This window comes from Janthinobacterium sp. C22 (assembly GCF_057919405.1).
Window position 1 is genome coordinate 5308437 of the sequence record NZ_CP193659.1, and the last position, 25631, is coordinate 5334067.

Annotated in this window: 27 protein-coding genes; 12 read left to right on the forward strand and 15 right to left on the reverse strand. The window is 65.8% G+C overall.

Features of this window, described 5'->3' with window-relative positions; translation table 11 throughout:
- Positions 1-220: 220 nt before the first annotated feature.
- Genes ACRHIG_RS24780 through ACRHIG_RS24790 form a run of 3 tightly spaced genes read left to right on the forward strand, consistent with a single transcriptional unit; the run spans position 221 to position 2654 of the window.
- Positions 221-709 (forward strand): TadE family protein, encoded by a 489-nt coding sequence (locus ACRHIG_RS24780; protein ID WP_475413674.1) that lies wholly within the window; start codon positions 221-223, stop codon positions 707-709.
- On the forward strand, positions 709-1314 hold the full coding sequence (locus ACRHIG_RS24785; RefSeq protein WP_489628233.1) for a TadE/TadG family type IV pilus assembly protein: 606 nt from the start codon (positions 709-711) through the stop codon (positions 1312-1314). Before ACRHIG_RS24780 ends, ACRHIG_RS24785 begins: the two co-directional genes overlap by 1 nt.
- Positions 1314-2654 carry a vWA domain-containing protein gene (locus tag ACRHIG_RS24790; protein ID WP_489628234.1) on the forward strand — a complete coding sequence of 447 codons (1341 nt, stop codon included), beginning with the start codon at positions 1314-1316 and terminating at the stop codon, positions 2652-2654. Before ACRHIG_RS24785 ends, ACRHIG_RS24790 begins: the two co-directional genes overlap by 1 nt.
- A 14-nt stretch (positions 2655-2668) precedes the next feature.
- Here ACRHIG_RS24790 and ACRHIG_RS24795 read toward each other — a convergent pair whose 3' ends face one another.
- Together ACRHIG_RS24795 and ACRHIG_RS24800 are read right to left on the reverse strand one after the other, a co-directional pair.
- On the reverse strand, positions 2669-4525 hold the full coding sequence (locus ACRHIG_RS24795) for an amidohydrolase (RefSeq protein WP_489628235.1): 1857 nt from the start codon (positions 4523-4525) through the stop codon (positions 2669-2671).
- A gap of 67 nt (positions 4526-4592) precedes the next feature.
- Positions 4593-5246: a hydrolase gene (locus ACRHIG_RS24800; RefSeq protein WP_489628236.1), complete on the reverse strand. Its 654-nt coding sequence runs from the start codon at positions 5244-5246 to the stop codon at positions 4593-4595.
- A 216-nt stretch (positions 5247-5462) separates the two neighbouring features.
- Here ACRHIG_RS24800 and ACRHIG_RS24805 point away from each other — a divergent pair, with 216 nt between their 5' ends.
- Positions 5463-5717: a hypothetical protein gene (locus tag ACRHIG_RS24805; RefSeq protein WP_489628237.1), complete on the forward strand. Its 255-nt coding sequence runs from the start codon at positions 5463-5465 to the stop codon at positions 5715-5717.
- 5 nt (positions 5718-5722) lie between these two features.
- Here the strand turns inward: ACRHIG_RS24805 and ACRHIG_RS24810 are convergent, their stop codons facing one another.
- From ACRHIG_RS24810 to ACRHIG_RS24830, 5 genes are all read right to left on the reverse strand, one after another.
- Positions 5723-7063, reverse strand: coding sequence for a TonB-dependent receptor domain-containing protein (locus tag ACRHIG_RS24810; protein ID WP_489630871.1), 1341 nt, complete (start codon positions 7061-7063; stop codon positions 5723-5725).
- The gene (locus tag ACRHIG_RS24815; RefSeq protein ID WP_489628238.1) at positions 6946-7866 is read right to left on the reverse strand and encodes a TonB-dependent receptor plug domain-containing protein; all 921 of its coding nucleotides are present in this window, start codon (positions 7864-7866) and stop codon (positions 6946-6948) included. The genes ACRHIG_RS24810 and ACRHIG_RS24815 overlap by 118 nt, the downstream gene beginning before the upstream one ends.
- Positions 7867-7980: 114 nt before the next feature.
- Positions 7981-9543 carry a M56 family metallopeptidase gene (locus ACRHIG_RS24820; RefSeq protein ID WP_489628239.1) on the reverse strand — a complete coding sequence of 521 codons (1563 nt, stop codon included), beginning with the start codon at positions 9541-9543 and terminating at the stop codon, positions 7981-7983.
- 3 nt (positions 9544-9546) lie between these two features.
- Positions 9547-9924 carry a BlaI/MecI/CopY family transcriptional regulator gene (locus tag ACRHIG_RS24825; protein ID WP_436542119.1) on the reverse strand — a complete coding sequence of 126 codons (378 nt, stop codon included), beginning with the start codon at positions 9922-9924 and terminating at the stop codon, positions 9547-9549.
- A gap of 100 nt (positions 9925-10024) precedes the next feature.
- The gene (locus ACRHIG_RS24830; RefSeq protein WP_489628240.1) at positions 10025-11746 is read right to left on the reverse strand and encodes a methyl-accepting chemotaxis protein; all 1722 of its coding nucleotides are present in this window, start codon (positions 11744-11746) and stop codon (positions 10025-10027) included.
- Positions 11747-12036: 290 nt separating this feature from the next.
- On the opposite strand from ACRHIG_RS24830, the gene ACRHIG_RS24835 reads away from it, so the two are divergent.
- The 6 genes from ACRHIG_RS24835 (at position 12037) to ACRHIG_RS24860 (ending at position 16695) form a co-directional block, all read left to right on the forward strand.
- On the forward strand, positions 12037-13407 hold the full coding sequence (locus tag ACRHIG_RS24835; RefSeq protein ID WP_489628241.1) for a DEAD/DEAH box helicase: 1371 nt from the start codon (positions 12037-12039) through the stop codon (positions 13405-13407).
- A 133-nt stretch (positions 13408-13540) separates the two neighbouring features.
- Positions 13541-14341 (forward strand): 2-oxo-tetronate isomerase, encoded by an 801-nt coding sequence (otnI, locus tag ACRHIG_RS24840; protein WP_475413683.1) that lies wholly within the window; start codon positions 13541-13543, stop codon positions 14339-14341.
- 88 nt (positions 14342-14429) lie between these two features.
- On the forward strand, positions 14430-15248 hold the full coding sequence (locus tag ACRHIG_RS24845) for a hypothetical protein (protein WP_489628242.1): 819 nt from the start codon (positions 14430-14432) through the stop codon (positions 15246-15248).
- On the forward strand, positions 15233-15706 hold the full coding sequence (locus ACRHIG_RS24850; protein ID WP_475413685.1) for a hypothetical protein: 474 nt from the start codon (positions 15233-15235) through the stop codon (positions 15704-15706). Before ACRHIG_RS24845 ends, ACRHIG_RS24850 begins: the two co-directional genes overlap by 16 nt.
- An 83-nt stretch (positions 15707-15789) precedes the next feature.
- On the forward strand, positions 15790-16206 hold the full coding sequence (locus tag ACRHIG_RS24855; RefSeq protein WP_475413686.1) for a VOC family protein: 417 nt from the start codon (positions 15790-15792) through the stop codon (positions 16204-16206).
- A 108-nt stretch (positions 16207-16314) separates the two neighbouring features.
- Entirely contained in the window at positions 16315-16695 is a 381-nt protein-coding gene (locus ACRHIG_RS24860; protein WP_475413687.1) for a TraR/DksA family transcriptional regulator, read from the forward strand.
- A 175-nt stretch (positions 16696-16870) separates the two neighbouring features.
- On the opposite strand, the gene phbB is transcribed toward ACRHIG_RS24860, so the two are convergent.
- Positions 16871-17617 carry an acetoacetyl-CoA reductase gene (gene phbB / locus ACRHIG_RS24865; RefSeq protein ID WP_489628243.1) on the reverse strand — a complete coding sequence of 249 codons (747 nt, stop codon included), beginning with the start codon at positions 17615-17617 and terminating at the stop codon, positions 16871-16873.
- Between the two features lie 231 nt (positions 17618-17848).
- On the opposite strand from phbB, the gene ACRHIG_RS24870 reads away from it, so the two are divergent.
- Positions 17849-18169 carry a hypothetical protein gene (locus ACRHIG_RS24870; RefSeq protein ID WP_071324588.1) on the forward strand — a complete coding sequence of 107 codons (321 nt, stop codon included), beginning with the start codon at positions 17849-17851 and terminating at the stop codon, positions 18167-18169.
- 85 nt (positions 18170-18254) lie between these two features.
- The gene (locus tag ACRHIG_RS24875; RefSeq protein ID WP_489628244.1) at positions 18255-19121 is read left to right on the forward strand and encodes a universal stress protein; all 867 of its coding nucleotides are present in this window, start codon (positions 18255-18257) and stop codon (positions 19119-19121) included.
- 21 nt (positions 19122-19142) lie between these two features.
- On the opposite strand, the gene ACRHIG_RS24880 is transcribed toward ACRHIG_RS24875, so the two are convergent.
- From ACRHIG_RS24880 to ACRHIG_RS24910, 7 genes are all read right to left on the reverse strand, one after another.
- Positions 19143-19502 carry a hypothetical protein gene (locus tag ACRHIG_RS24880; protein ID WP_475413690.1) on the reverse strand — a complete coding sequence of 120 codons (360 nt, stop codon included), beginning with the start codon at positions 19500-19502 and terminating at the stop codon, positions 19143-19145.
- Between the two features lie 196 nt (positions 19503-19698).
- Positions 19699-20253 (reverse strand): glycine zipper domain-containing protein, encoded by a 555-nt coding sequence (locus ACRHIG_RS24885; protein WP_489628245.1) that lies wholly within the window; start codon positions 20251-20253, stop codon positions 19699-19701.
- Positions 20254-20358: 105 nt separating this feature from the next.
- A complete protein-coding gene (locus ACRHIG_RS24890; RefSeq protein WP_489628246.1) occupies positions 20359-21102 on the reverse strand; it encodes an amino acid ABC transporter ATP-binding protein in 744 nt (247 codons plus the stop codon).
- Complete coding sequence (locus ACRHIG_RS24895; protein ID WP_475413693.1) at positions 21099-21791, reverse strand: amino acid ABC transporter permease; 693 nt, start codon at positions 21789-21791, stop codon at positions 21099-21101. Before ACRHIG_RS24895 ends, ACRHIG_RS24890 begins: the two co-directional genes overlap by 4 nt.
- Positions 21791-22468 (reverse strand): amino acid ABC transporter permease, encoded by a 678-nt coding sequence (locus ACRHIG_RS24900; RefSeq protein WP_489628247.1) that lies wholly within the window; start codon positions 22466-22468, stop codon positions 21791-21793. The genes ACRHIG_RS24895 and ACRHIG_RS24900 overlap by 1 nt, the downstream gene beginning before the upstream one ends.
- A 20-nt stretch (positions 22469-22488) precedes the next feature.
- A complete protein-coding gene (locus tag ACRHIG_RS24905; protein WP_215408276.1) occupies positions 22489-23319 on the reverse strand; it encodes a transporter substrate-binding domain-containing protein in 831 nt (276 codons plus the stop codon).
- Positions 23320-23414: 95 nt separating this feature from the next.
- Complete coding sequence (locus ACRHIG_RS24910; RefSeq protein WP_489628248.1) at positions 23415-25535, reverse strand: serine hydrolase domain-containing protein; 2121 nt, start codon at positions 25533-25535, stop codon at positions 23415-23417.
- Positions 25536-25631 lie beyond the last annotated feature (96 nt).

Below are 25631 nucleotides of genomic sequence, written 5' to 3' on the forward strand. Positions count from 1 at the left end.
TGACACCAGGCCTGTTTTCATACCCGCGCATATTACTCCCGGCCCTGTAGGGACGGGACCCGCACACTTGAAATAAGGCAGTTAATTTCGATTATCTTGACCTGTAATAATTTAAATGGCGGCCATGCCCTTGAAAATCGATATAGAATAATCGCCAGTCAAATGGCGCAATGCCAGCCACCCGGCATTCTTCATCGCGGCACTTAACCGGATTACTCCCATGCGTTTAAAACAGGCCGACTCCCCCATATTCCGCAAGCCCGGCGCACAGGGCGGCGCCACCTTGCTGGAATTGGCCCTGATAACACCGGCCTTTCTCATGCTGATAATCGGCATCATCGAATTGAGCATGGCGTATTTTGCCAATATGACCATGCAGCACGCGGTGCGCGAAGGCGCGCGCTATGCCGTCACGGGGGCCAAGGACCTCGACCCCGACAGCGCCAACCAGCAGCGCTACCAGGCCGTGATGCAAAAAATACGCGACAGTTCCATGGGCATGTATGACAAGGTCAGCCCCGTGATCTCCGTCAACGGCAGCGATGCGGTCGGCGCCGCCATGTTCGGCCAGGCCGGCGATATCGTCGTCATCTCCGTCGATTGCCGCTGGGCGTTTGCCACGCCGATGATCCGTGCCCTGTTCCGCGACGGGCAGGCGCATTTCGTCGTGGCCGCCACCATGCGCAATGAAAGCTTTGGCGGCCTGTGATGCGCGCCCGCCCTCCTGCGCCGCGCGCCGCGCGCGGCATCGCCGCCGTGGAACTGGCCATCGTGCTGCCGCTGCTGGCGCTGCTGCTGTTCATGCTGGCCGACCTGTCGCGCGCCATCCAGGCCAAGACCATCCTGCTCAACATCAGCCGCGAAGGCGCCAACCTGGCCTCGCGCTCCACGTCCGACCTGGGCGGCTCGGGCCAGGCCATCATGAATGCGCTGGCCGCCAGCACGCCGCCGCTGGACATGAAGAGGCGCGGCATGATCTACATCACCAAGATCATGGGCTACACGGCGAAAAGCGGCTTGCGCAATATCGTGCTGGAACAATACCGCTGGGAGGCCGGCGCCAGGGCCAGCGGCTACCTGCCCGCCAGCCAGGTGTGGCAGTGCGGCAGCTGGAGCGACGGCACGTGCACCGGCATCGCCAGGGACGAGCATGCCCCCACGGTGGCATTGATGCAGAACCAGTTGGCCGATGGCGAACTGATCTACGCCGTGGAAACGTTCTACGATTTCGACATGCTGTTCGGCACCTTGAAATTTGGCAACAGCACGACGCCCGTGCTGGGCCCCGATCTCACTTCGATGACGGTATTCTGATGCGCACTCCACACACACGGCAAGGCGGCCAAGTGCTGATCATGGTGGCGCTGTCGGCCGTCGTCCTCATCGCCTCGGTGGGCCTGGCCGTCGATTCCGCCCTCGGCTACTTCGTCAAGGCCAAGCTCAATGCGGCCGTCGACTCGGCCAGCCTGGCGGCGGCGCGCGGCATCACGGCGGGCAATTCGGAAGCGGAACAGCGGGCCAGCGCGCGCCAGTCGGCCAGGGAGTTTTTCGACATTAATTATCCGGACAACTTCCTGCTCTCGACGCCGGTCCTCAATCCCGTCGACGTCACGTTCGACAGAGGCACCGTCACCATCGACGTCTCGGCCACCGCCTCGCTGCCCGTCTCGCTGATGGGCATACTCGGCTTCAAGACCCTGAACGTGGCCGCCAGCGCGCAAACCATCCGCAAGGACCTGGACATGGTGCTGGTGATGGATACGTCCGGTTCGCTGAAAAACAATGCGGACGCCGTGCGGGCGGCGGGCAAGTCCTTCCTGGACAAATTCAATTCCACGGTCGACCGGGTCGGCTTGCTGCACTTCGCTTCGGAAGCGCAGATCGATGTCCCGATCAGGCAGGTCGAGCGCGGTTTCGACCGCGGCAGCATGACCATGAAAAATGGAAAGATCGATCAATTCACGTTTGTCGGCGGCACCAATTCTTCCGCCGGCATGTTCCAGGCGCGCAAACAGCTGAACGATATCGAACAACTGAACCGCTCCAGCCTGCGCGTCATCGTGTTTTTTTCCGATGGCTCGCCGGCGGCGTTTTCCGCGTACTTTCCCAACAAGGACAACAAATGCAAGGACGCAGGCGGCCTCGCCACCTTTCCGAAACTGCAAAACCCGGCATTGGCGGGCCTGTACAGGATGAAAGTGAGCGACTCGCTCCAATACGGCGATTGCGCCGCCAGTCAGATCACCGGGCTTCCCACATGGTATAACGCGAATAATGACGCGGCGCTGCGCGAGTTTCCCATCGTCACCAATACGCCCCGCGTCGTGACCGCTTCCACCGCAACGGCGCAAGCGCAATGGACGAATGTGCACCGCGCCTCGCGCAACCTGGTCGAAGCGATGGCGGCAAAAGCGCGCCAGGAAGGCATTTTCGTCTTTACCCTGGGCATGGGCGCCTCGCTGAAAACCAAGGAAGGGCCGGACAACGAGCTGGGCGAAGACTTACTGCGCTGCCTGGCCAACACCACCGATGCAAAGGCGGCTTGCCGCAAGCCGGCCGAACCCGCGGGCCTGTACTGCTATGCGGCCACCGAAAGCGAGCTGAGCCCATGTTTCACGCGGCTCGCTTCGGCCATCCTGCGCATTTCCAGATAAGGCCCGGCCGCCATCTAGAAGGCAAAGCAGCTGCAGCCCAGGGTGCCCCAGAAGCCGGAAAAGTCGGCAACCGGCACGGCCGACTTGCGCGCCCGGTCGTGCGCATGCGCATGCACGCCGCAGGCACCCGCGCACTGGTGCGGCAGCATGGCTTGCGCCTGCGCCGGCCTGGCCACGGGGCGGTAATGGCCGGGCACCGTGCGCACGGGCGACCATTCGGGCAGCACAGGGATCGCCGGCGGCGCCAGCGAGGAAAATGGCCCCTGGCCGTAGACGACCTTGCCGCCCACCATGGTCAGCACGGATTCGATGGACTTGATCGCCTCTTCCGGCACCGCGAAATAATCAGCCGACAGCACGGCAAGGTCGGCCAGCATGCCTTCGCGGATGCGCCCCTTCTTGCCCTGCTCGCTCGAGAACCAGGCGCTGCCCGCCGTCCACAGCTCCAGCGCCGTGTCGCGCGAGAGCCTGCCCGCCGCATCCGTCAGGGCCAGGCCGCCCACGGTGCGCCCCGATACGAGCCAGTACAGCGCCGTCCATGGGTTGTAGCTGGCGACCCTGGTCGCATCCGTGCCGCCGCCCACGGGCACGCCCGCGTCCAGCATGCGCTGCACGGGCGGCGTAGCCTTGGCCGCCTGCGCGCCGTAGCGCTCGACAAAGTATTCGCCCTGGAAAGCCATGCGGTGCTGGATGGCCAGGCCGCCGCCCAGCGCCTTCACGCGGTCGATATTTTCCGGACTGATGGTTTCAGCGTGGTCGAACAGCCAGTGCAGGCCGCCGAACGGCGTGTCGCGGTTGACCTTTTCAAACACGTCGAGCATGCGGCCGATCGATTCGTCATAGGTGGCGTGCAGGCGGAACGGCCAGCGCTGCTCGACCAGGTGGCGCACGACCTTTTCCAGCTCGTCTTCCATGCCGGCCGCCAGCTCGGGACGCGGCTCGAGGAAATCCTCGAAGTCGGCGGCGGAAAACACCAGCATTTCGCCGGCGCCGTTGTGGCGATAGTAATCCGTGCCGTCGCCGGGCTTGATCATGCCAGTCCACTTCTGGAAGTCCTGCAATTCCGCGCCCTTGTTTTGCGTGAACAGGTTGTAGGCGATGCGGATCGTCAGCTGTTCCTTTTGCGCCAGTTCGTCGACGACGGCGTAATCCTCGGGATAATTCTGGAAGCCGCCGCCCGCGTCGATGGCGCTGGTGATGCCGAGACGGTTGAGTTCGCGCATGAACTGGCGCGTGGAATTGACCTGCAATTCCAGCGGCAGCTTCGGGCCTTTCGCCAGGGTCGCATACAGGATCATGGCGTTCGGCCGGGCGATCAGCAAGCCGGTCGGGTTGCCCGATGCATCGCGCACGATTTCGCCGCCCGGCGGGTTCGGCGTGTTCTTGTCGTAGCCGACGGCGCGCAGGGCGGCGCGATTCAGCAGGGCGCGGTCGTACAGGTGCAGGATGAAGACGGGCGTGTCGGGCGCGGCCGCGTTGATTTCGTCCAGCGTCGGCATGCGCTTTTCCGCGAACTGGAATTCCGTCCAGCCGCCCACCACGCGCACCCATTGCGGGTGCGGCGTGCGCAGCGCCTGTTCCTTCAGCATGCGCAGGGCGTCGGCCAGCGAGGGCACGCCTTCCCAGCGCAATTCCAGGTTGTAGTTCAAACCGCCCCGTATCAGGTGCAGGTGCGAGTCGTTCAGGCCGGGAATCACGGTGCGGCCGGCCAGGTCGATCAGCTGCGTGGCGGGGCCGCGATGGCGCATCACGTCTTCAAGGTCGCCGACGGCGAGGAATTTGCCATCGGCGATGGCGACGGCGGACGCCAGCGGCCGCGTCCGGTCGACCGTATGGAAACGGCCATTGAGCAAGATCGTGTTTGCGTGCATGGGTACTCCCGGATCAGGTGAAAACACGGCCCCGCCGGCGGGCGGCGGAGCCGGAGTCAGTGAAAAATCAATGGCCTTCGCTGGCGTTGAACATGGATTTGGCGTAGATCAAGCCCAGGCCATAGCCGCCGCCGTGCGCCACGGCCGTCGCCACCGTCTCGTTGTAGGTCTCGCCGCGGGCCCAGTCGCGCTGCAGTTCCAGCAGGTATTGCACGGACGTCATCGGCTGCGCGCCCGCCTGTATCATGCGCTGCATGGCCATCGCATGCGCTTCGTCGGAGACGTCGCCGCTGGCGTCGGCGATCACGTACACCTCGAAACCCTGCTCCAGCGCCGACAGCGCAGGGCCCACGATGCAGACGGAGGTCCACAGGCCGGCCAGCACGATCTTGCCCTTGCCGTAGCCATTCACCTTGTCGGCGATGCGCGCGTCTTCCCAGGTGTTCATACTGGTGCGGTCGATCGGCGCCTGCTCGGGGAAGACGGACTGGATCTCGTCAAAGATGGGGCCGGAGAACGATTTGGCGGCCACCGTCGTCAGAATCGCCGGCACCTTGAACTCCGCCGCCGCCTTGGCCACCAGGGCCGCATTGTTGCGCAGCAAGGCCAGGTCGATCGAGCGGGTGGCGAACGCCATCTGCGACTGGTGGTCGATCATGATCAGGGTATGATCGTTTGGAGTCAGCAGTTTGTGGGCGGCTTGGGCGGTGGCGATAGGCATGATGTTTTCCTTAGTGAAAATAATTGAATATGAAAAAAGAGAGGTCCTTGTGCGGTGCTTCTGCTCCTGCCCTTGCGTCACGCTGTGTGTGCCGGGCCAGTGCTGTGCAGTATGGACGAGATACTTTGAAAACAAAAACGGAAAGAATGCCAAGCTATGTGCAATTTTTTCGATGATATAAAATAAGCACACCGACAGACGCACAAGGGGAAGAACATGGGATTTGAATTCAGGATCGCGGCCAGCCTGGCGCCGCGCCAGCGCCAGCACCTCGAACAGCTGCTGGCGGCGCTGCCGCAGGCGCCGCGCGCGACCAGCGGCGCCATGCCCGACACCGACGCCAGGCTGACGGACGCCGGTCTGTATATATGCCAGCACCTGCGCCCCGACCCGTGGCACGGCCTGGACGCCGTGCGCGGCTACCTCGAGGCGCAGGGCGTCAGCTACACCGTCGACGAGATCGACGACTAGGCCGGCTACAGGGTCCCCTCCAGCATCAGCCGCCAGCTGCGGTAGCTGCCCGTATCGAGCGTGCGCAGCACGCTGCGCGCGCCATCCGCATACAGGCTGCGCGTGCGGTAATCCTGCCCCAGCAGGTTGGCGCCCGACAGACGCAGGCGCAGCCTGTCGCTGACTTTCCACAACGCGTACATATCGAGTTCGCGCCTGCCGCCCTGCCAGGCCAGCAGCTGGCCGGACTCGCGCGAGCGCCCGCCCGCCTGGTAACTCAGGTCTGCGCCCAGGCTCAGGGGCAGGCGGGCCAGCTGGTAGTCCCCTCCCACGTTGGCGCTCCACGGCAGCTGGCTGTCGAGGCGGCTATCGGGGCCGGGCACGGCATCGAGCCTCGACCAGTTGCGCGCCACGTTGGCCCGCAAGTCCAGCGCGGGGGCGCCCGCCCACAGCGCCGTCAAGGGCAGCTTCGCTTCCAGCGCGATCGAGCGCACGCCGGCATGTCCCTGGTTGACGGGCGTGCTCACCCAGCGCCCGTTGTCCTGATACAGGCGCTCCAGCATCACGTCGCTGATGCGCCGCAGCGAGGCGCTGGCGCCCAGCATGGCGCCCGCGCCCGGATAGTATTCATAGGCGGCATCGAGGCCCCACGCCAGTTCCGGGCGCAGCGCCGGATTGCCCTGGGTGTCGGGATTCGTGGGACTGTTGCCATTGTCGACCGTGTACGGGCGCGGGATCAGCTCGAAAATCTGCGGCGCCTTGTAGGTGCGCGTGACGGCCAGGCGCACCTGCTGCTTGCCGCCGGACTTCCACAGGCTTTGCAGCAAGGGGCTCCATACCTGCGCGCGCACGTCGACCGGCTCGCCGCCGCCCGTGGCGCTGGCCGTGCGCCAGGTTTCCCAGCGCAAGCCCAGGTACAGCGACCAATGCGCGGAAAGTTCCCATTCATCCTGCGCGAACAGGGCCAGGCGCCGCACCGTGGCCGCATAATCTTCGTCGCTGAGCACGGGAAGGCCGCCCGGCTCCAGCTGGCGTTCGCGGCGAAAATCCGTGCGCCGGCGGTACCCCGCATCCCAGCCCGCCGCCAGCGCGTGGTGTTCGCCCAGCGCGCGGCGGTAGGTGCCGCTCGCCTGCACGCCCACCTCGTCCAGGCCCGAATCGACCAGGCGCGTGATGCCCTGTCCCGGCGCCGCGCCGCGGCCCAGGAACTGATAATCATTGGCGCGGTGGTTGACGCTGGCGCCCAGCTTCACGTCGAGACTGGCGCCATGGTCGAGCTTGCGCAGCCAGTGCAGGTCGCTGCGCACGGTGCTGCTGTCCTGGTTGAAATGCGCCTGGGTCTCCGGATAGGCGGTCGTGCCGCCCAGGTAAGCCGTTTCCAGCGCGTGGCGGCGGCTGGCCAGGCGGCGCACGTTGACCAGGCTTTGCCAGGCCAGGCTGCCCTCCCCGCCAGCGCCCATTGCACGCGGGGCGCCAGCTCGATGCCGTCGCTCGTCACGCGCTCGGTGAGCGGCACGTGGCGCACCACCGTGGGCGCACCGCCGCCATCGAATTCGCGGTTCCACTCGTCGAGCAGCGCTTCGCGTCCCGTATGGCTGAGCGTGCCGGCCAGCGCGTACGACAGGCGTCCATCCTTGTCCGACCACTGCACGGTGGCGCTGCCGGCGGGCATGCCGTGGCTGGCGGACGCGCCCAGCTTGAACGTGCGTTCGCGCCGCCCGCCCGATTTTTTCAGCACGATGTTGATGGAACCGGCGATCGCCTGGGTGGAAAATTCCGCCGTGGCGGCGCGCATGATTTCCACGCGCTCGACCAGTTCCGGGTCCAGGGCGTCGAGCGAAAAGCCGGGCGCCACGGGCACGCCATCGAGCATGATCAAGGTATAGCCCTGGCCCAGGCCACGCATCTGGATTTGCCCGCCAGCGGCGCCCGCAGCCGCGCCGGACGGCCCGCCGATGGAAATGCCGGGCAGGCGCTTCAGGGCATCGGACAGCACGCGGTCGCCCTGGCGTATCAATTCATCGCGGCCGACGACGATGGCGGCGACGGTGTCGTTGCGGCGCTGCTCCGCCTTGCCCGCATGGACCGTCACGGAAGGGAGAATGTCTTCGGCACGGACGTGCGCCGTCAACGGCAGCGCGAGGCTGCACAACAAGATACTCAATCGCATGGGGATTCCCGAAAGAAAGGATATTTCAGTGAAAACCAAGAGCCTCACGCCGGGGCAGACCCTGCCGAGTCCGCCCCCGTTTGTTGTTCCTGGGTGACAAAAAACCGTACGGCGTCAGCGGCCGAACTGCTCCTTGCGCATGCGCAGGGCCCGCTCGCTGGCGTTGGCATCCAGGCCGGCCAGCCAGCGCTGCGGATCTTGCACGCGGCCGTCCTGGCGCACCTGGAAGTGCAGGTGCGGCCCCGTCGCGCGGCCCGTGTCGCCCACCGTGCCGATGCGCTGGCCGGCCTCGACGATGGCGCCGTCTTCCAGCGCGACGCTGTCGAGGTGGACGTACACCGATTGCAGTCCGCCGCCATGGGCGATGTGCACGGCCTTGCCCAGCCAGTCGTCCTGCGTCACCGTGGCGATGCCATCGGCCACTGCCTGCACGGGCGTGCCGCGCCGCGCCGCCAGGTCAATCCCGCGCAAGCCCTTCTGCGTGATGGGGCGCACCACGCCAAAGAAACCCGTGACGCGCATGGTGGCGAGCGGATTGCGCCACGGCGCATGGACAGGCGCCGCGGCCGAAAGCGGGGCCGGGCTGGCAAGGGACGCGGCCGATGTCCAGGCCCTTGCTGGCTGCATGGCCGGTGCCGGCTGCAAGGCCAGTGCCGGCTGCAAGGCCACGCTGGCCGCACCCAGCGCGCACAGGGCCAGGCCCATGGCCAGCCGGGCGCACCAGTGCATCTTGACGGCGCTGCTGTCGCGCATGCGGGCTACGCGCTCCAGCATGCTGTCGGGCTGGCCGCCAAACGCCAGGCCGGCAGGGGCACGGGTTTGCAGGCCCAGCTGGCGCACCAGCGCGGCCGCATATTCCCGGCGCTGCTGCTGCGGACGTCCAGCCAGCACATGGCGGTCGCAGCCCAGTTCCTGCGCCCAGGCCAGCTTGCCTGCCAGCCAGCGCGCTGCCGGGTTGAACCACAACAGCAGTTGCACGCCGCTGGCCAGCAGCTGGAGCACGGGATCGCGGCGGCGCGCATGCGTCAGTTCGTGTTCGATGACCAGTTGCTGCTGCTCGGCCGTGAATTGCCGCAAATGCGCGGGCAACAGCAAACGTTGCCGCCACACGCCCACCAGCATGGCCGAGATAGGCGCGTCGATTTCCAGCACGGCGGTGCGCTGGGCTTGCAGCTGGCGCAGTTGCTCCGGCGCAAACGCGCCATGCGCGGCCAAGGCTGCCGGCGCCAGCGGCCGCGCCGCCTGGAGCAAGGTCCGCAGCGTGCCGCGGCTACGCCAGCGGCGCCACGCCAGCACGGCCAGGCCCAGCGGATACACACCCAGCCAGAGCGTGGCCAGCATGCTCAGCCAGGTCATCACCGATGGCGCTGCCACCAGCGGCGCAGGCATGGGCGCGGAGCGTGGCGCGGGTGCGGCCATCGGCAAAGCCGCCTCGGGCGCTGCCTGCGCGGCGGCGGACAGGCTGAACTCGGGTACCACGCTGATCTGCTGGCCCTGCGGCAGCAGCGGCAGCAGGAACACGGCGGCCAGCACCAGCGCGGCCACCAGCCATGCGCTTCGCTGGGCCGCCAGCGCGGGCCAGCGCCCCTGCGCCAGGTGCAGCAAGCACTGCAGCAGCAAGCCGGCGCACAGGCAGGCGGCCGTCGCCTGCAACAAGGTCAGGGCGAACAGGGTCATGGCCTATTCCTTCGCGTCCGCAGGCCAGTCGTGCAGCAGCTGTTCCAGCGCCGCCAGTTCCTGCTGGTCCACCAGTTTGCTGCCCGTAAACATACTGACCGGCAAGGGGCTGTCGATCTCCATCACGCGCCGGCCAAAGTCGTGGGCAAACGCAGCCAGGGTGGCCACCTTGTCCACGTTGGACTCATACACGAGCACGCCGTGCACGCTGCGCTGCAGCAGCATGCCCTTGTCCAGCATGCGTTCGAGCGTCTTGCGCGTGGAGGAAAACGACCAGCCCAGCTCTTCTTCCACGCGGGCATGCAATTCGCGCGCGGACAGCGGGTGGTCTTTCCACAAGGCTTTCAATAAAGACAGTTCGGTGACGGAGGGCGTGCTCATGGTGTATCCTTTGAGTGACTATTGACACAATTATGCGACAACAGTCACACGCACGCAAGCGCTATTTGCGACAGCTGTCGCATGCACTCGGACGCCGCCATTAAAACTCGTCCCACTCATCGTCCCCGGGGCGCTGCTTGCCGGCCGGAACTTGCGGCGCATGGCGCGCCACGGGCTTGCCGCTGAGGCGGGCGGGAGCGCGCGCCACCTTGAGCGGCACGGGGCGGCGCACGGCGGGCCGGGGTGCCGGCGCCGCGATGGCGTCCGTCTGCGCCGTCTTGAACACGGCCACCGCATCGGCCAGCCGCGCCGCCTGCTCCTGCATGGCTTCGGCAGCCGCGGCCGCCTCTTCCACCAGTGAAGCGTTTTGCTGGGTCACGTGATCCATTTCGCTGATGGCCTGGTTGACCTGTTCGATGCCGGTCCGCTGCTCGTCGCTGGCGGCCGCGATCTGCCCCACGATGCTGCTGACCTTGTGCACGCTGTCGACGATCTCGTGCATGGTACTGCCCGCCTCGTCGACCAGGCGCGCGCCGCTCTCCACCTGCGTCACCGAATCGTTGATCAGGGCCTTGATTTCCCTGGCGGCCTGGCTTGATCGTTGCGCCAGGTTGCGCACTTCGGTGGCGACGACGGCAAAGCCGCGCCCCTGCTCGCCCGCCCGGGCCGCCTCCACGGCCGCGTTCAGGGCCAGGATATTCGTCTGGAAGGCGATGCCGTCGATGACGCCGATGATGTCGACGATCTTGCGCGAGGAGGCATTGATCGACCCCATGGTGTCGACCACTTGCGCCACCACGGCGCCGCCCTTGCCAGCCACGGCAGAGGCCGACGCCGCCAGGCCGTTGGCTTCGCGGGCATTCTGCGCGTTCTGCTGTACCGTGCCGGTCAGTTCCTCCATCGACGAAGCGGTTTCTTCCAGCGAACTGGCCTGCTGTTCCGTGCGCGACGACAGGTCGAGATTGCCCGAGGCAATCTGGCGCGAGGCCGTGGCGATGGCTTGCGTGCCGCCCCGCACTTCGGTGACGATGTGCAGCAGGCTGGCCGCCATCTCCTTCAATGCCTGCATCAACTCGCCTGTCTCATCCTTCGAGCGCACCGCCACCCGCACCGTCAGGTCGCCCTGCGCCACCTGCCTGGCCACGTCGATGGCCGAGCGCAAGGGTACGCTGATATTTCTTGCCAGCCACATCGCCACCAGGCCGGCCAGCACCAGGGCCACCAGGCCGCCACCGAGCAAGACCCAGCGCGTTTGCAGCTGCAGGCCGGCCAGCGCCTGCGAACGCTGCGCCAGCAGCGCCGTTTCCGCCTCGCCCACCTCCTTGAGCAGCGCGCGCATGGCATCCATGCCCTGCTTGCCGCGGCCCTCTTTTTCCAGCGCCAGCACGGGCTCGATGGCGGCCGTGCCCTGCGCCACGGCGCGCCGCAGGGCGATCACGGGATCGAGCGCGCGGGCCAGCCAGGCTTGCTGAGCGGCATCGAGTTTCGCCAGGCGTTCCTGCTGGGCAGGATTGTCGCTGGTCAGGGCGCGCGCCTTGTCCAGATGCGCGCGGAATGCCGCCTTGCCCAGCACATATGGTTCCAGCGACGCCTCCGCGCCCGTGATCACGTAGCCGCGCTGCCCCGTTTCCATATTGATCAGACTTTCCAGGATGGCATCATTTTCACTGAGCACCTGATAAGTATGGGTATTGATGGCGTTGGCGTCGGCCAGTTTCGAGAAGTTCAAAGTGGCAACAGCGACCAGGACGGCCAGCAGCAGGACAATGGCGCCAAAACCGCCGTACAGGCGGGTGGCGATGCGAAGATCGGCAATGCGCATGGTATTCCTCCAGGAACAAGAACCCCGGCAGCGCGGCCATCCCCCGCGCAAGGGGTGCAGACAGGAATTTTACCCAGAATTACGCCAGGGCAGCGCGCCATTGCCTCACTTTTCTTTACTTGCGACATTGCAAACCTGAAACAAAACAGGCGCGTTTTTGCCAGGCTGTTATACTTCGCGTGTGCGGCACATATGACCAGTCCCCTTGCCGCTGTCTTTCGACCCCTAATCTGATTGCCTGCGACTGGCGCCCCACGATGGCGACAGGCCGATCTCACAATAAAGTTACCATGTCCTTTTCCTCCCTCGGATTGTCCGACGCTATCGTACGTGCCGTTACCGAACACGGCTACACCGTGCCGACCCCCATCCAGTCGCAGGCGATTCCCGCCGTGCTCGCTGGTGGCGACTTGCTGGCCGGCGCACAAACCGGCACCGGCAAGACGGCCGGCTTCACCCTGCCCGTGCTGCACCGCCTGTCGACCGACGCGAATGGCGCGGCCATCACCAGCAACACCTCGACGCGTCCGATCCGGGCCCTGATCCTGGCGCCGACGCGCGAACTCGCCGCCCAGGTCGAGGAAAGCGTGCGCGCCTACAGCAAGTACACCAAGCTGAACTCGGCCGTGATCTTCGGCGGCGTCGGCATCAACCCGCAAATCAAGCAGCTCAAGCATGGCGTCGACATCCTCGTCGCCACGCCGGGCCGTTTGCTCGACCACATGGGCCAGGGCACGGTCGACCTGTCGAAGGTGGAAATCCTGATCCTGGACGAAGCCGACCGCATGCTCGACATGGGTTTCATCCGCGACATCAAGAAAGTGCTGGCCGTGCTGCCGCCGAAACGCCAGAACCTGCTGTTCTCGGCCACGTTCTCGGAAGAGATCAAGGCCCTGGCCGACGGCTTGCTGAACAAGCCGGCCATGATCGAAGTGGCGCGCCGCAATTCGACCGTGGAAGTGATCAAGCAAAAGATCCATCCCGTCGACCGCGACAAGAAGCACCCGATGCTGTCCTACCTGATCAAGTCGAACAACTGGACGCAAGTGCTGGTCTTTACGCGCACCAAGCATGGCGCGAATAAACTGGTCGAGCAGCTGGCCGCGGACGGCATCGGCGCCCTGGCCATCCACGGCAACAAGAGCCAGTCGGCCCGCACGCGCGCCCTGTCGGAGTTCAAGGACGGCACCCTGCAAGTGCTGGTCGCCACCGACATCGCCGCGCGCGGTATCGACATCGACCAATTGCCGCACGTCGTCAACTACGACTTGCCGAACATTCCGGAAGACTATGTGCACCGTATCGGCCGCACGGGCCGTGCCGGCGCCAAGGGCGAAGCCGTGTCGCTGGTCTGCGTGGATGAGCACGAAATGTTGAAAGACATCGAAAAGCTGATCAAGCAAACGCTGCCGCGCGAAGTCATCCCCGGCTTCGAACCGGACCTGAACGCCCGCGCCCAGCCTGTGCAACTGCGCAGCGGCACCGGCGGCCACCGCAACAACAGCCGCGCGCCAGCCGGCGCCGTGGTGCGCGTGAAAACGGGCGGCGGCGGCGCCAAGCCACGCAGCGCCGGCCCAGCGGGCGGCGGTGGCGGCGGCAACCGTTCCGGCAATGCGCCGCGTTCGGCGGCCTCCCACCGCTCCGGCGGCCGCGGCCGCTAATACCCGCTTGTAAGCGCGTATCGCAGCAATCAAAACCGTTCCAGGACTTGCTTCTGGAACGGTTTTTTCATGCACGCCACCTTTTGCCGATTTGGGCTAGGATAGTATCCATCTTCCTCACCTGCGTGCCGCCATGCCGAACTTCGCTGCCAATCTCAGCATGATGTTTACCGAACTGCCCTTCCTGGACCGCTTTGCCGCCGCCAGGGAAGCGGGCTTCGATGCCGTCGAGTTTTTGTTTCCCTATGCCGTCGAGGCGCGGCAGATCGCCATGCGGCTGGAACGCCACCATCTGCAGCTGGCCGTCTTCAACTTCCCGCCCGGCGACTGGGAGCACGGCGAGCGGGGCATCGCCTGCGACCCGCGCCGGGGCGAGGAATTCCGCAGCAACGTGCAGCTGGCGCTCAACTATGCGCTGGCGCTGGGGGCGAAACAGCTGCACTGCATGTCCGGCATCGTGCCGCCCGGCATGAGCCTGGAGCGGGCGCGGCAAAGCCTGATCGGCAACCTGCAATTTGCGGCCGACGCCTGCCGTCCGCACGGCATCAACGTGCTGATCGAGCCGATCAACCGCTACGACATGCCCGGTTACTTTCTGAACCATAGCCAGCAGGCGGCCGACATCATCGCCGACTGCCAGCGCGGCAATATCTTCCTGCAGTACGACATTTATCACATGCAGCGCATGGAGGGCGAGCTGAGCAACACCATCCGCGCCCTGCTGCCCCTGATCCGCCACATCCAGATCGCCGACACGCCGGGCCGCCATGAACCGGGCACGGGCGAGATCAACTACCGCCACCTGTTCAAGCTGCTGGACCAGGTCGGCTACGCGGGCTGGGTCGGCTGCGAATACCGTCCCGCCAGCGACACCTTGGCCGGACTGGGCTGGCGCGAGCAATTGACGGCCACGACGGGCACAATGGGCGCCTGATCGCAGCGCGCTTGCGCCCGCACAAGGCGGGCAGCGCAGGCCGGCACGACAATACCTTTCCATACAGTATTTCCTGTCGAGAGGTGACGTGTCCGCCCTGCCTGCCCGCCTTCGCCGCGCCCTGTGCCTCAACCTGTACCTGAGCCTCTTCCTGGCCGTCGTGCTGTGCGGCTGCGCCAACCCGCGCACCGACCTGGCGCAAGTGCGCGCCCTGGCCGCCGGCACCGATGCCTTGACCGCCTTCGGCGAACTGTCGCAGCGCCACGTGGACAGCTACCAGCGCGCCCGCCCGTATCTGTCGCCGGCCGAAGACGCGCGCGAACGCGTGCTCGATGCGCAGCGCCGCGCCGCGCAGGCGGACGTCGCGCGCCTGGCGCAGGCCGTGCGCCTGTACCTGCAGGCGCTGGGCCGGCTGGCGAATGCCGATGCGTATGACGTGCAGGCGGAACTGGCCGGCGCGGGCGCCGCCATCCGCGCCTGGCCCGGCAGCGGCATCGACGACCGCCACGTCAGCGCCTACACCCTGTTGCTGCAGCAGCTGTCGCGCCTGGGCGGGGCGGCCAGCCAGCAGGCGCACCTGGCGCAAGTGCTGCACGACGGCGACGCGCCCCTGCAAGCGCTGCTGGCCGCGCTCGACAGCTTGCTGGCGCTGTACGACAAAAGCGGCGACAACGAGCGCGACATCGTGCTCGGCTTGCTCGACGTGGAAATCGCGTATGCGGACACGCCGCGGCAGCGCCTGCTGGCCGTGCTGGCGAAAACCATGCAGCAAAGCAAAACCGAAGAATACCGGCTGCTAGGCCTGCGCCATACCCTGGCGCGCCGGCAACTGGCGGCACTGGCGCGCGGCCACGCGCAGCTGGCTGCCGCCCTCACCACCACGGAGGCAAGATGGACGGATCGGTAGGCAGGAGCGGCGGCAGCGAACGCCGCGAAGCGGCCCTCAGCAGCGCCATGCGCGTCGAGCAACTGGCCGACAGCCTGTCGCAGGCGGCCGTCACATTGCACGGCGCCGTCATGCGCGCCATCCGCAAGCGCGCCAGCCAGGGCGCCAACGGCATCAGCCACAGCCAGGCGCAAGCCGTCTTCGCCCTGGAAGTGGCCTTGCGTCAGCAAGCCAACCAGCTGTATGCCGATGCGGCCGGGCATACGGTAATGGGCCTGGAAACGGCGCAGCGCCAGCTCAGCGGCCTGCTCGACACGGTGCGCCTGCGCATCGCCCGCAACGACGACGTGCGGCACTGGATCAGCCTGGCGACGAGCTTGTTGCACCTGGGCAGCGCCGTGCTGGCCGGCAATCCCGAGCGCATCCTCAGCACCCTGGGCAAGGTGCGTGAGCGGCTGCAAGAGATGGCGCCGGACTGATTGAAATCGGCCGGCGAGCGCCTATACTGGGACGTCCCCGCCTGGCAATCGTGCCTGCGGGGCGATTGCCAGAGGAGACCAACATGCGTATCGAACCGTATTTGCAATTCGATGGAAACTGCGCGCAAGCGCTGGAATACTACCGCCAGCACCTGCATGGCACCGACCTGTGCCTGATGCCGTACCGCGGCACGCCGATGCAGGAGCAAGTCAAGGAAGACTGGTATGACAAGATCATGCACGGCTCCGTGCAGCTGGGTCCCACCATGCTGATGGGCTCGGACGGCGGCTGCGACGAGGGCGCCAAGGGCATGAGCGGCAGCTCGATCTGCCTGACCGTCGATACGCCGGAGGAGGCGGAGCGGGTCTTCGACGCGCTGGCGCGTGACGGCAACATCCAGATGCCCCTGGAGGAAACATTCTGGGCCAAGCGCTTCGGCATGCTGAAAGACCAGTTCGGCGTGGCCTGGATGGTCAACTGCCTGAAAGAGCCAGCATAGATCGGCCCGCGCCTGCCTGCGCCGCGTCAAACGCGGCGCGGGCAGTAGCGCAAGCAGAAGCGCCCATCCTGGACTACCATAGAGGAGTGACTCCTATCGGGGACCGCCATGAATGGATTGCCGCAAGACCAGCTACAGCGCCTGCAGGGCGTGCTGGAGCAACGCAAGCTGGCGCTGCAGGAACAGATCGAGAATGAAACGGCCGAGGCCGATGCGCGCGCCTCGCTGCTCAATGAAGTCGAAGCCTCGCCGGCCGACAATGCCAGCGTGCGCACCTTGAACGCCCTCGTCAGCGAAGCGGCCGAGCACAATCAGGCGCAGCTGGCCATCATCAAGCACGCGCTGGCCAAGTTTGCCGACGGCAGCTACGGGCTGTGCGACAACTGCGGCGAAGCCATCGGCCTGTCGCGGCTGAACGCGCGCCCCGAAGCGCGGCTGTGCATCGATTGCCAGACGCGGCTGGAGAAAGCCCGCCGCCCGCTACCATGACGGCAGCATGACGGCGGCACAACAACAAAGGGCAAGGCATCGCTGCCCTGCCCCCTGTTTTCCAGCGTGACTACCATGCTGCCTGCCGTCCTCCGCCAGCGTCTATGCGCCGGCTGGGTGGACGGGTCTCCTCTACTGCCATTGCCCAGCTTCAAGTGTCCCGCGGCACCCCGGATCAGCTCATGTGCTGTCCGCCATTGATGGCGATATTCGCGCCCGTGACGAATGCCGCCTCGTCGGACGCCAGGTATGCCACCAGGGCCGCCACCTCGTCCGGCTCGCCCAGGCGGCCCAGGGGAATCTGCGGCAGGATCTTCGTTTCCAGGATATCGGCCGGCACGGCCGTCACCATCTGCGTGCGCAGGTAGCCGGGCGAGACCGTGTTGACGGTGATGCCGTGGCGCGCCACTTCCAGCGCCAGCGCCTTGCTGAAGCCATGCACGCCGGCCTTGGCGGCCGCGTAGTTGCACTGGCCAAACGCGCCCTTCTGGCCATTGACGGACGAGATATTGATGATGCGGCCCCATTTCTGTTCCAGCATGGGTTCCAGCACCTGCTTGCTCATGTTGAACAGGCTGTCGAGATTGGTGCGCATGACCTCGGACCAGTGCGGCAACTCCATCTTGCGCATGCTTTGGTCGCGCGTGATGCCCGCGTTGTTGACCAGCACGTCGATGCGGCCGAATTGCGCCAGCACCCTGCCGACGGCTTCGCTGCAGGCAGCAAAATCCGTCACGTCGAGCGCCAGCGGATGAAAATAATACTGCTGCGCCTGCTGCTCGTCGAGCCAGCTTTCCACCCGCGTGTTGCCCGGTGTATGCGCCGCCACGACGGCAAAGCCCGCCGCATGCAGGCGGCGGCACAAGGCCGTGCCCAGGCCGCCCATGCCACCCGTCACCAACGCTACCTTTTGTTCCTTCATTGCTGTCTCTCCCCGCTTGTTATGGTTGTTCTGCGTGGGATCAAGTGTAGGTGGCGCTTTTGAAGCGGGCATTGCGCCAGATCAAAGGCCCGGTCTGCTTATTGCCGCGTTCGTCTGCGCTGTGTCCACATGCGAGAAATTATCAAAATCATACTCATCGGAGAGGTGATGGCACCTCGGCGGGCAAGGCAGATAATCCTTGCCTGATGGCATGATCCAAAGGAGAACGCGATGGAAATCCAGGACGACACAGAAGCATTGAGGGACTTGTTCAACGACATCAATCCCGGCATGAGCGACGTGGAATCGGTGCATCAGGCGGAGCTCGATCCACAGCATGCGCTGGCCCTGATGGCCAACCCGAAGGCGGCGCTGAAGGCCATGGGCATCCCCGTCAGCGACGCCTCGCAAGTGCAGGTGACCATGAAGAACCGTGCCAGCCGCGCCATGCTGGAGGTGGCGCAAAAGGCGGCGCAATTGCGGCGCATCATCGTCATCGTGATTCACTATCGCAACTGCGACGCCGATATCATCATCATCGCCATGAGCTGAAGCGACAAGCGCCGGCCGCAGTCGTGCGCGGCCGGCGCCCCGGACTGTGCCAGAATGGCCGCTACCCACAGCGAGAGGACAGGCCATGACGTACAAGACCGTATTGCTCCACATCGACGACGGCGCCGGGCGCGCCGCCCGCATCGCAGCGGCGGCCAGCATCGCTCAGGCGTGCGGCGGCCACCTGACGGGCGTGGCGCTGACGGGCGTGTCGCGCCTGCTGTACCAGCACCAGCCCGACCTCGATGCGGACCCGAACCTGAGCTTGCATCTGAACTTCCTGCGCGAGCGGGCCACGCGCGCCCTCGACGGTTTCGAACAGCAGGTGCGCGCGGCCGGCGTCGCCTCGTTCGAACAGCGCGTCGTCGACGACGAGGCGGCGGGCGGCATCAGCCTGCTGGCCCGCTATGCGGACCTGGTGGTCATCAGCCAATACAATGCCAAGGATAAATCGCCGTCCGTGATGCGCGACTTTCCCGCCTATGTGCTGCTGCATTCGGGCCGGCCCGTGCTGATCGTGCCGTATGCGCCGCCGCTGCCCCTGCTGGCGCCGCCGGCAGCGGCGCGCAATGTACTCATTTCCTGGAACGCCAGCAAGGAAGCGAGCCGCGCCGTGACCGCCGCCCTGCCCCTGCTGCAGCGGGCTGAACATGTGCATGTGGCCATCTTCGACGCCCAGGTGCATGCGGCCGAACACGGCGAACAGCCAGGCGCGGAACTGCTGCAGTACCTGGCGCGCCACGGCGTGGAAGCGCGGCTGCATTTGCTCGATGGCGGCGGCGTGCGGCGCGGCGATATCGGCGAAGCGCTGCTGTCGCAGGCCGCCGACCTGTCGGCCGACTTGCTGGTGATGGGAGCGTATGGCCATTCGCGCCTGCGCGAAACCATCCTGGGCGGCGTCACGCGCACGATTCTGCAGAGCATGACCATCCCCGTGCTGATGGCGCACTAGGCTCTTGGCAAGACGGCAGGGCTAGCTACCCTGCCAGGGCAGGCTGCGGATCTTCGCCACCTGGCGCTGCGCCAGCCACTGCCACAGCTGCAGCGCGTCGTCCTGCGGCAGGGCCGACATGTGGCGCGGGCTGGCCAGGGCGATTTCGCAATCGCGGTCCGACCATTCCTCGAAGGTGACTTCGCCTCCGCTAGCGACTTCGACCTGATACATCAAGCCATCGTCGTAGCCGAAGCGCAACAAGACGGCGGCCGGGCTGCCGTCCGGCGCGACGGCGCCGCCGCGGTACACCTCGGCCAGCGCATCGGCCAGCTGTGCCGGCGAGGGCGCGCAGATGTCGCGCCCATCGGCCCGTGTCAGAATGAACCATGCCTGTGTCATGACGCGCCCTCCTATCCATACTCGTTAGCATGCGAGGCAAGTACTACGGGCAGTCACCTGGGTCCAGTGTCACTTCGGGCGCGCGGAAACTATCCCTGTCGGCATTGTTTACCAATCATTAGCAATACTAACAAGGATCATACCTAAATTTCGTGCAGCGCGGAATTTATGCATATGGCACCACAGAGGCGCCGATTCACGCCACCAGCACGGGAATGCTGAGCGGATCGAAGTCATGCCAGTCGCCATTGGCGATCGTGCCTTCCGCTTCCTCGATATGCTCGGCGCCCAGCCGGTGCAGTGTCTCGAGCGCCCGTTCGCGCTCGTCGAGGCCGCCCAGCGCGACGGCGATCAGCATGCCCGGATGGCGTGGCTGGCGGTGGTTTTCGCCATTTTTCTCGGGCTCGCCCGCCTCCTTCATTTTATTGAAACTGTAGAGCGAGCCCACGTGGGCACCCACCAGCGCCCCCACCACCGGACCCAGCGGCCCCGTCGCCAGGGTGGTGGCCGCGCCGATGCCCGCGCCGACGGCGGCCCCGACGGCCACCCCCTCCACCACGCCCTCGGGCGTCTCCTTGGCGCCGGGCGAGATGTCGCGGTCGCCGCCGAGCGCGTGCAGATCGTGCTGGCCCGGCTGGTTGACAAAGAAGGCGCTGATGCGGCTATCGGGAAAGCCCGCCTGGTTCAGCGCGGCGCGCGCGGCGTCTACCTGCTCCTGCAACTGAAAATGACCTGCAATGATGCGTGACATGATAAGGCCCTCCTGGTCGGCTGCGGGCGCCCCGTGCGCCACCCCGATAGCGTGCGCCGGACGGCGCCAAGATACCGTTCGCTTGCGCACACAGCCCACACATCCTCAGGCCGGTGCCCCATATGGGCTGCGGATATCGGCCAGAAATTGCTGTGCACGCGCATGTTGCGGCCGCGCAAAGAATTCGCCGGGCGCGGCCCGCTCCAGCACTTGCCCGTGGTCCATGAACCAGACGCGATCCGCCACCTCGCGCGCGAAACCCATCTCGTGCGTCACGCACACCATCGTCATGCCCTCACGCGCCAGGTCGCGCATCACTTGCAGCACCTCGCCCACCATTTCCGGGTCCAGCGCGCTGGTCGGCTCGTCGAACAGCATCAGCGGCGGCTGCATGGCCAGTGCGCGGGCGATGGCCACCCGCTGCTGCTGCCCGCCCGACAGGGCCGCCGGCATGGCGCGCGCCTTGTGCGCCAGCCCCACGCGCTCCAGCAGGGCCAGCGCCCGCTCGTGCGCTTCGCGCCGGGTGAGGCCGCGCAGGCGCTGCGGCGCCAGCGCGCAATTGTCCAGCACGGACAAGTGCGGAAACAGGTTGAATTGCTGGAACACAAAACCGATATGCGAGCGCAAGGCATTCACGTCCAGCCCCGGCGCGTGGATGTCCTGGCCCGCCACCGTGATGCGGCCCGAGGCGACCGGCTCCAGGCGGTTGATGGTGCGGATCAGGGTCGACTTGCCCGAGCCGGATGGTCCGCACACGACCAGCACCTCGCCCTTGGCCACGTGTTCATTGATCTCGCGCAAGGCGTGATACTCGCCATAATATTTGTTGACGTTGTCAAAGGTAATCATGCTGCCGCTTTCAGGAAACGCGCCTGGCGCCGCTCAAGCCAGAAGGCGGCGCGCGACAGGCTGAAACACAAGACAAAATACGTCATGCCCAACAGGAAATACACTTGCACGGGCTTGGTCAGCACGAGGCCGTTCACTTGCGAAGCGATGAACGACACCTCGGCCAGGCCGATGATGTACCCGAGCGAGGTTTCCTTGATGGTCGAGACGAACTGGTTGACCAGCGAGGGCAGCATGTGGCGCAGCGCCTGCGGCAGCACCACCGAGCGCATGCTGTCCAGATAGTTCAAACCCAGCGAACGGGCCGCCTCCACCTGCCCGCGCGGCACGGCTTGCACGCCGGCCCGCACGATTTCCGCCAGATAAATGCCGTCGAAGAGGACGAGGGCGGCCAGCATGGTGCCGAACTGCCCGCTTTCATGTCCCGTGATGCTGGGCAGGAAGAAATACGCCCAGAAGATGACCAGCAGCAAGGGGATGCCCCGCACCACGTGGATCAGTGCGGCGACGGGCCAGCGCAGCAGCCGCCAGGGACTCAGGCGCGCCAGCCCCAGCAGCAAACCGAACGGCAAGCTCAGCACCAGCGCCAGGCTGGCCAGCACGACCGTCAGCGCCAGTCCGCCCAGCGGCCCCTCGGGATAGCGGCCGACGAGGAAATACAACCAGTAATCATGGAGGAGTTCCAGCATCAGGCCACCTTTCTTTGCAGCCAGGCCGCCAGGCCGGCGATCAGCAGGGAGACGGCCAGGTAGGCCGCGCTGGCGAAGACGAAGGTCTCGACGCTGCGGAACGAGGCCGCTTCCACGCGCTGCGTCTGGTACATCAGCTCGGCCACGCCGATGACGGTGGCGATGCTGGTGTTTTGCCACAGGGTCAGGGTTTGCGACAGCAGCGGTGGTGCGGCCAGGCGCAGCGCCTGTGGCACGATGCACAGGCGCATGGTGGCGAGAAAGCTGAAGCCCAGCGCCCGGCCCGCCTCGAATTGCTGGGCGGGAATGGCGCGGATGCCGCTGCGGATGTCTTCCGCCATGTAGGCGGCCGTATATAAAGTCAGGGCCGTGACGGCGCTGACGGCTTCGATATTGCCGGCATACAAACGCTCCTTCCACACATCGGGCAGCAATTCGGGCGCGCCGAAATACCAGAACAGGAAGTGGGCCAGCAAGGGCACGTTGCGGATCAGCTCGACATACGCGGCGCCCAGGCCATTGAGCAGGCGCGACGGGGCCAGCCGCAGCATGGCCACGCCGCAGGCCAGCGGCAAAGACAAGAGCAAGGTAATGCCCATCAGTTGCAGGGACAGCAGCAAGCCGGAAACGAGCCAGTCGCGGTAGTCGCCGGACAGCAAAAAGTGCAGATCAAACATGCGGGAGAGTCAGGCAAGGTTCAGGCGTCGATCTTGTCCGATTCGATCTTGAAATTACGTTTCTCAAATTTCACATTACTCGTCGGGCCATACCATTTGAAGAACAGTTTTTCCGCCTCGCCCGATTTTTCCAGTCCCCGCAGCACCTGGTCGACGGCCGTTTTCACGCCCGTCTCGCCCTTGCGGATGCCGAAGGCAAACACTTCCTGGCTGATGTTTTGCGGCAGCACAAGGTAATCCTTTTGCGCGGCGCCCAGCTTGGCGTAATTGTTCAGCAGGGACACTTCATCGTCGACATAGCCAACGCCCTTACCTTGCTGCAAGCCCAAATAAGCCTGACCCGCCGTCTCGAACGTCACCACGTCCACGCCGGGCACGGCCTTGCGGATATTCGGTTCCTGCGTGCCGCCCTTGACGGTCAGCACTTTCTTGCCGGCCAGTCCCGCGACCGTCGTGATGTTGCTGCTCTTTTTGACCAGCACGCGCTGGCCCGTGTAAAACGTGGACAGCGAGAAATCGACGAGCGCTTCGCGTTCCTTGTTGTGCGTCAAGGATGCCGTCAGGATATCGATGCGGCCCTGCTGCAATTCGGGAATGCGGGCGGCCACGGCCAGCTGCTTGATCACCGGTTTGACGCCCAGGCCCTGGGCGATGGCGCGGCACAGGTCCACTTCATAACCGACCAGCTGGCGCGACTTGGCGTCGATGAAACTGTTCGGCTCATCCGTGCCCAGGGTACCGCAGACCAGCTCGCCCTTCGCCTTGATGGCGGCCAGCTGGTCCGCTTGCGCCACTTGCGTGAAGGCGATGGAAGTGAAAAGAAGCGCGGCGAAGTGAAGGCGGGTCTGCATGGGATTCCTCTGGTGGATAACGAATGCCGCCATTAGACCGCGGCACGCTTATTTCCAAAAAGGAATCTTTTCACCCTTGCATATGAGCAAATCATCTAAGGCGCCAGCGCCTTGGTCTCGCCGCCCAGGCGGATGATTGCCGCCTTGGCCCCCACAGCGCCCGGATAGCGGGGATCGAGCTGCAATGCCTGGCGGTAAGCCTCGACGGCCTGCGGGCGCAAGCCTTGCTCCACATAAAACTCGGCCAGACTATCGTGCAGATTCGCGTTGCGCGGATGCAGGCTGACGGCCGCCTGCAGCACGGCCATGCCTTGCGCCACGGCGCCGCCGCCTTTCAAACGGTACGCTTCCAGGTTCAGCGCCGCCGGGCTGGCCGCGCCCAGCGGGTCGCGGGCCAGCGACACGCGCAGGGCAGCCGTGGCATCTTCCATCTTGCCGGCGCGCAGCAAGGTCAAGCCCTGCAGCGCATGCGCGCCGTCGCTGAGCGGATACAGTGCCACGGCCAGGCGGCCGGCCGCCAGCGCCGCCTCCGCTTCGCCGCGCGCGGCCGACGCTTGCGCCAGTTCAAGCAGCTCGGGCACGAAATCGGGATACGCACGCTGGCCGTGGAAGGCCGCGCGCAGCTGGCTATCGAGTGCAGGAATGGACGCGGAGGCGGGTGCGGCCGGCCAGGCGATGGCGGCCGTGCGGTCCCAGCTGGCGGCCAGGGCCACGATGGCTTGCTCGAAGGCGGGATCGAAGCGGGGCAAGGTGCCGGACGCTTTGCCTTGCGACAACAGAATATAGTCGCGCGCAAACGCCAGCGCGCCGCCGCGCGAGTAGGTATCCAGGTCGGCGCCCGACCGGCGCAACGCCTCGGCCATGCTGGCGCCTGCTGCCAGGAAGACGCTTCCGCCGGCCGGATGGCGGGCCGCCTCGATGAAGGCGCGCGCGGCCGTGGCGTCCGGCGCCAGCGCTTGTTGGTTGATTTGCGCAAAGGCTGCCCGCGTGGCGGCCGCATCCGCATACGCTTGATCCGTGCGCTCGGCGTAGGCCCTGCCCTCCTCGAACAGGCCTTGCGCCACCTGGTAAGCGCGCTGCGCGTCCGCATCGGCGATATACGTGTTCAGCTGCCACGGCTCGCCCGTGACCACCTCGAACAGGCGCTGCACGAAGGCCTCGGGATTGACGCGCTCGAGATTGGCGGCAACGGCAAGGGTGAGTTTGCGCGAGGGAAAGCTGTACAGATAGGTGACGGTTTCCGGCTGCTGGCCGCTGTGGGCGATGGCGTAGCGCCCGCCCGTGGGGAGGATTTCCCAGCCCATGCCGTAGCGCGTCAAGCGGCCCGCGCGCGTGGCCATCGGCTGCACCATGGCGGCCACGCTGGCTGGCGACAGGATCTTGCCTTCATGGACGCCCCTGCCGAAGGCCAGCATGTCGGGCACGCTGGCACGCGTGCCGCCGGCGGAAAAGCGGCTGCTGATGTCGACGAATTCCGCGTTTTTCAAGGCCTGGCCGTCCAGCCGGTAGCCGCGCACGCGGTGGGCGATCAGGGCGTGCGGGTCGTCCATCACGATGGTGTCCATGCCCAGCGGCCCCCACACATGGCGCCGCATGTAGCCGCCATAGCTTTCGCCCGAGGCGCCCTCGATGACGGCACCCAGCAGGTTGTAGCCATAGCTCGTGTAGCGGAAGCGCGTGCCCGGTTCGGCGATCAGGTCGAACTGCTCGAAGACGGCGAGGGACTGGCGCGTATCCTTGTGCTCCTTGAAATGCTGTTCCGCCTGGCTGTTGCGGTAGGCATCGATGCCGCCCAGGTGGCCCAGCAACTGGCGCACCATGACCGTAAACGGTTTGACGGGGAAATACGGCACATAGGTTTGCACGGGCGCATCGAGGTCGACCTTGCCCTGCTCGACCAGCTGCAGCACGGCCACCGCCGTCATGGGCTTGGTGACGGACGCCAGCCGGTAGCTGGAGCGAGCCGTGGCCGGCACGCGGTTTTCCAGGTCGGCATAGCCATAGCCTTTTACCCATTCCACCTCGCCCTGGCTGAAACCGACGGTCACGCCCGGGATGCGCTGCGCACTCATGCGCCGGGCCACCCAGCCGTCGAAATCCGCCAGGCGCGCGGCCAGCGCAGGGGCGGGAACAGATGCGGGAGCGGATGCGGCCTGCGCCACGCCGCAGAACAGCGCCAGCGCGCCGGCGAAACCGTAGTAGTTGCTGCTTTGCATAGTCATGCTTCCATGGTGAGGCCGCGTCCACCACGCGGCACTGATGCATGATAAGCATCATGACAGCGCCATGGGCGGGCGATGCATGAAATGCAC

Bases quoted from the DNA above. Each gene is read 5' to 3' on its own strand.
- ACRHIG_RS24910 (WP_489628248.1), bottom strand. From the start codon at position 25,535: ATGCAAAGCAGCAACTACTACGGTTTCGCCGGCGCGCTGGCGCTGTTC.
- ACRHIG_RS24885 (WP_489628245.1), bottom strand. From the start codon at position 20,253: ATGTCACGCATCATTGCAGGTCATTTTCAGTTGCAGGAGCAGGTAGAC.
- ACRHIG_RS24815 (WP_489628238.1), bottom strand. From the start codon at position 7,866: ATGCGATTGAGTATCTTGTTGTGCAGCCTCGCGCTGCCGTTGACGGCG.
- phbB (WP_489628243.1), bottom strand. From the start codon at position 17,617: ATGAAGGAACAAAAGGTAGCGTTGGTGACGGGTGGCATGGGCGGCCTG.
- ACRHIG_RS24890 (WP_489628246.1), bottom strand. From the start codon at position 21,102: ATGATTACCTTTGACAACGTCAACAAATATTATGGCGAGTATCACGCC.
- otnI (WP_475413683.1), top strand. From the start codon at position 13,541: ATGCCGAACTTCGCTGCCAATCTCAGCATGATGTTTACCGAACTGCCC.
- ACRHIG_RS24850 (WP_475413685.1), top strand. From the start codon at position 15,233: ATGGACGGATCGGTAGGCAGGAGCGGCGGCAGCGAACGCCGCGAAGCG.
- ACRHIG_RS24830 (WP_489628240.1), bottom strand. From the start codon at position 11,746: ATGCGCATTGCCGATCTTCGCATCGCCACCCGCCTGTACGGCGGTTTT.
- ACRHIG_RS24800 (WP_489628236.1), bottom strand. From the start codon at position 5,246: ATGCCTATCGCCACCGCCCAAGCCGCCCACAAACTGCTGACTCCAAAC.
- ACRHIG_RS24825 (WP_436542119.1), bottom strand. From the start codon at position 9,924: ATGAGCACGCCCTCCGTCACCGAACTGTCTTTATTGAAAGCCTTGTGG.
- ACRHIG_RS24860 (WP_475413687.1), top strand. From the start codon at position 16,315: ATGAATGGATTGCCGCAAGACCAGCTACAGCGCCTGCAGGGCGTGCTG.
- ACRHIG_RS24905 (WP_215408276.1), bottom strand. From the start codon at position 23,319: ATGCAGACCCGCCTTCACTTCGCCGCGCTTCTTTTCACTTCCATCGCC.
- ACRHIG_RS24820 (WP_489628239.1), bottom strand. From the start codon at position 9,543: ATGACCCTGTTCGCCCTGACCTTGTTGCAGGCGACGGCCGCCTGCCTG.
- ACRHIG_RS24900 (WP_489628247.1), bottom strand. From the start codon at position 22,468: ATGTTTGATCTGCACTTTTTGCTGTCCGGCGACTACCGCGACTGGCTC.
- ACRHIG_RS24805 (WP_489628237.1), top strand. From the start codon at position 5,463: ATGGGATTTGAATTCAGGATCGCGGCCAGCCTGGCGCCGCGCCAGCGC.
- ACRHIG_RS24880 (WP_475413690.1), bottom strand. From the start codon at position 19,502: ATGACACAGGCATGGTTCATTCTGACACGGGCCGATGGGCGCGACATC.
- ACRHIG_RS24785 (WP_489628233.1), top strand. From the start codon at position 709: ATGCGCGCCCGCCCTCCTGCGCCGCGCGCCGCGCGCGGCATCGCCGCC.
- ACRHIG_RS24875 (WP_489628244.1), top strand. From the start codon at position 18,255: ATGACGTACAAGACCGTATTGCTCCACATCGACGACGGCGCCGGGCGC.
- ACRHIG_RS24795 (WP_489628235.1), bottom strand. From the start codon at position 4,525: ATGCACGCAAACACGATCTTGCTCAATGGCCGTTTCCATACGGTCGAC.
- ACRHIG_RS24895 (WP_475413693.1), bottom strand. From the start codon at position 21,791: ATGCTGGAACTCCTCCATGATTACTGGTTGTATTTCCTCGTCGGCCGC.
- ACRHIG_RS24855 (WP_475413686.1), top strand. From the start codon at position 15,790: ATGCGTATCGAACCGTATTTGCAATTCGATGGAAACTGCGCGCAAGCG.
- ACRHIG_RS24835 (WP_489628241.1), top strand. From the start codon at position 12,037: ATGTCCTTTTCCTCCCTCGGATTGTCCGACGCTATCGTACGTGCCGTT.
- ACRHIG_RS24790 (WP_489628234.1), top strand. From the start codon at position 1,314: ATGCGCACTCCACACACACGGCAAGGCGGCCAAGTGCTGATCATGGTG.
- ACRHIG_RS24780 (WP_475413674.1), top strand. From the start codon at position 221: ATGCGTTTAAAACAGGCCGACTCCCCCATATTCCGCAAGCCCGGCGCA.
- ACRHIG_RS24870 (WP_071324588.1), top strand. From the start codon at position 17,849: ATGGAAATCCAGGACGACACAGAAGCATTGAGGGACTTGTTCAACGAC.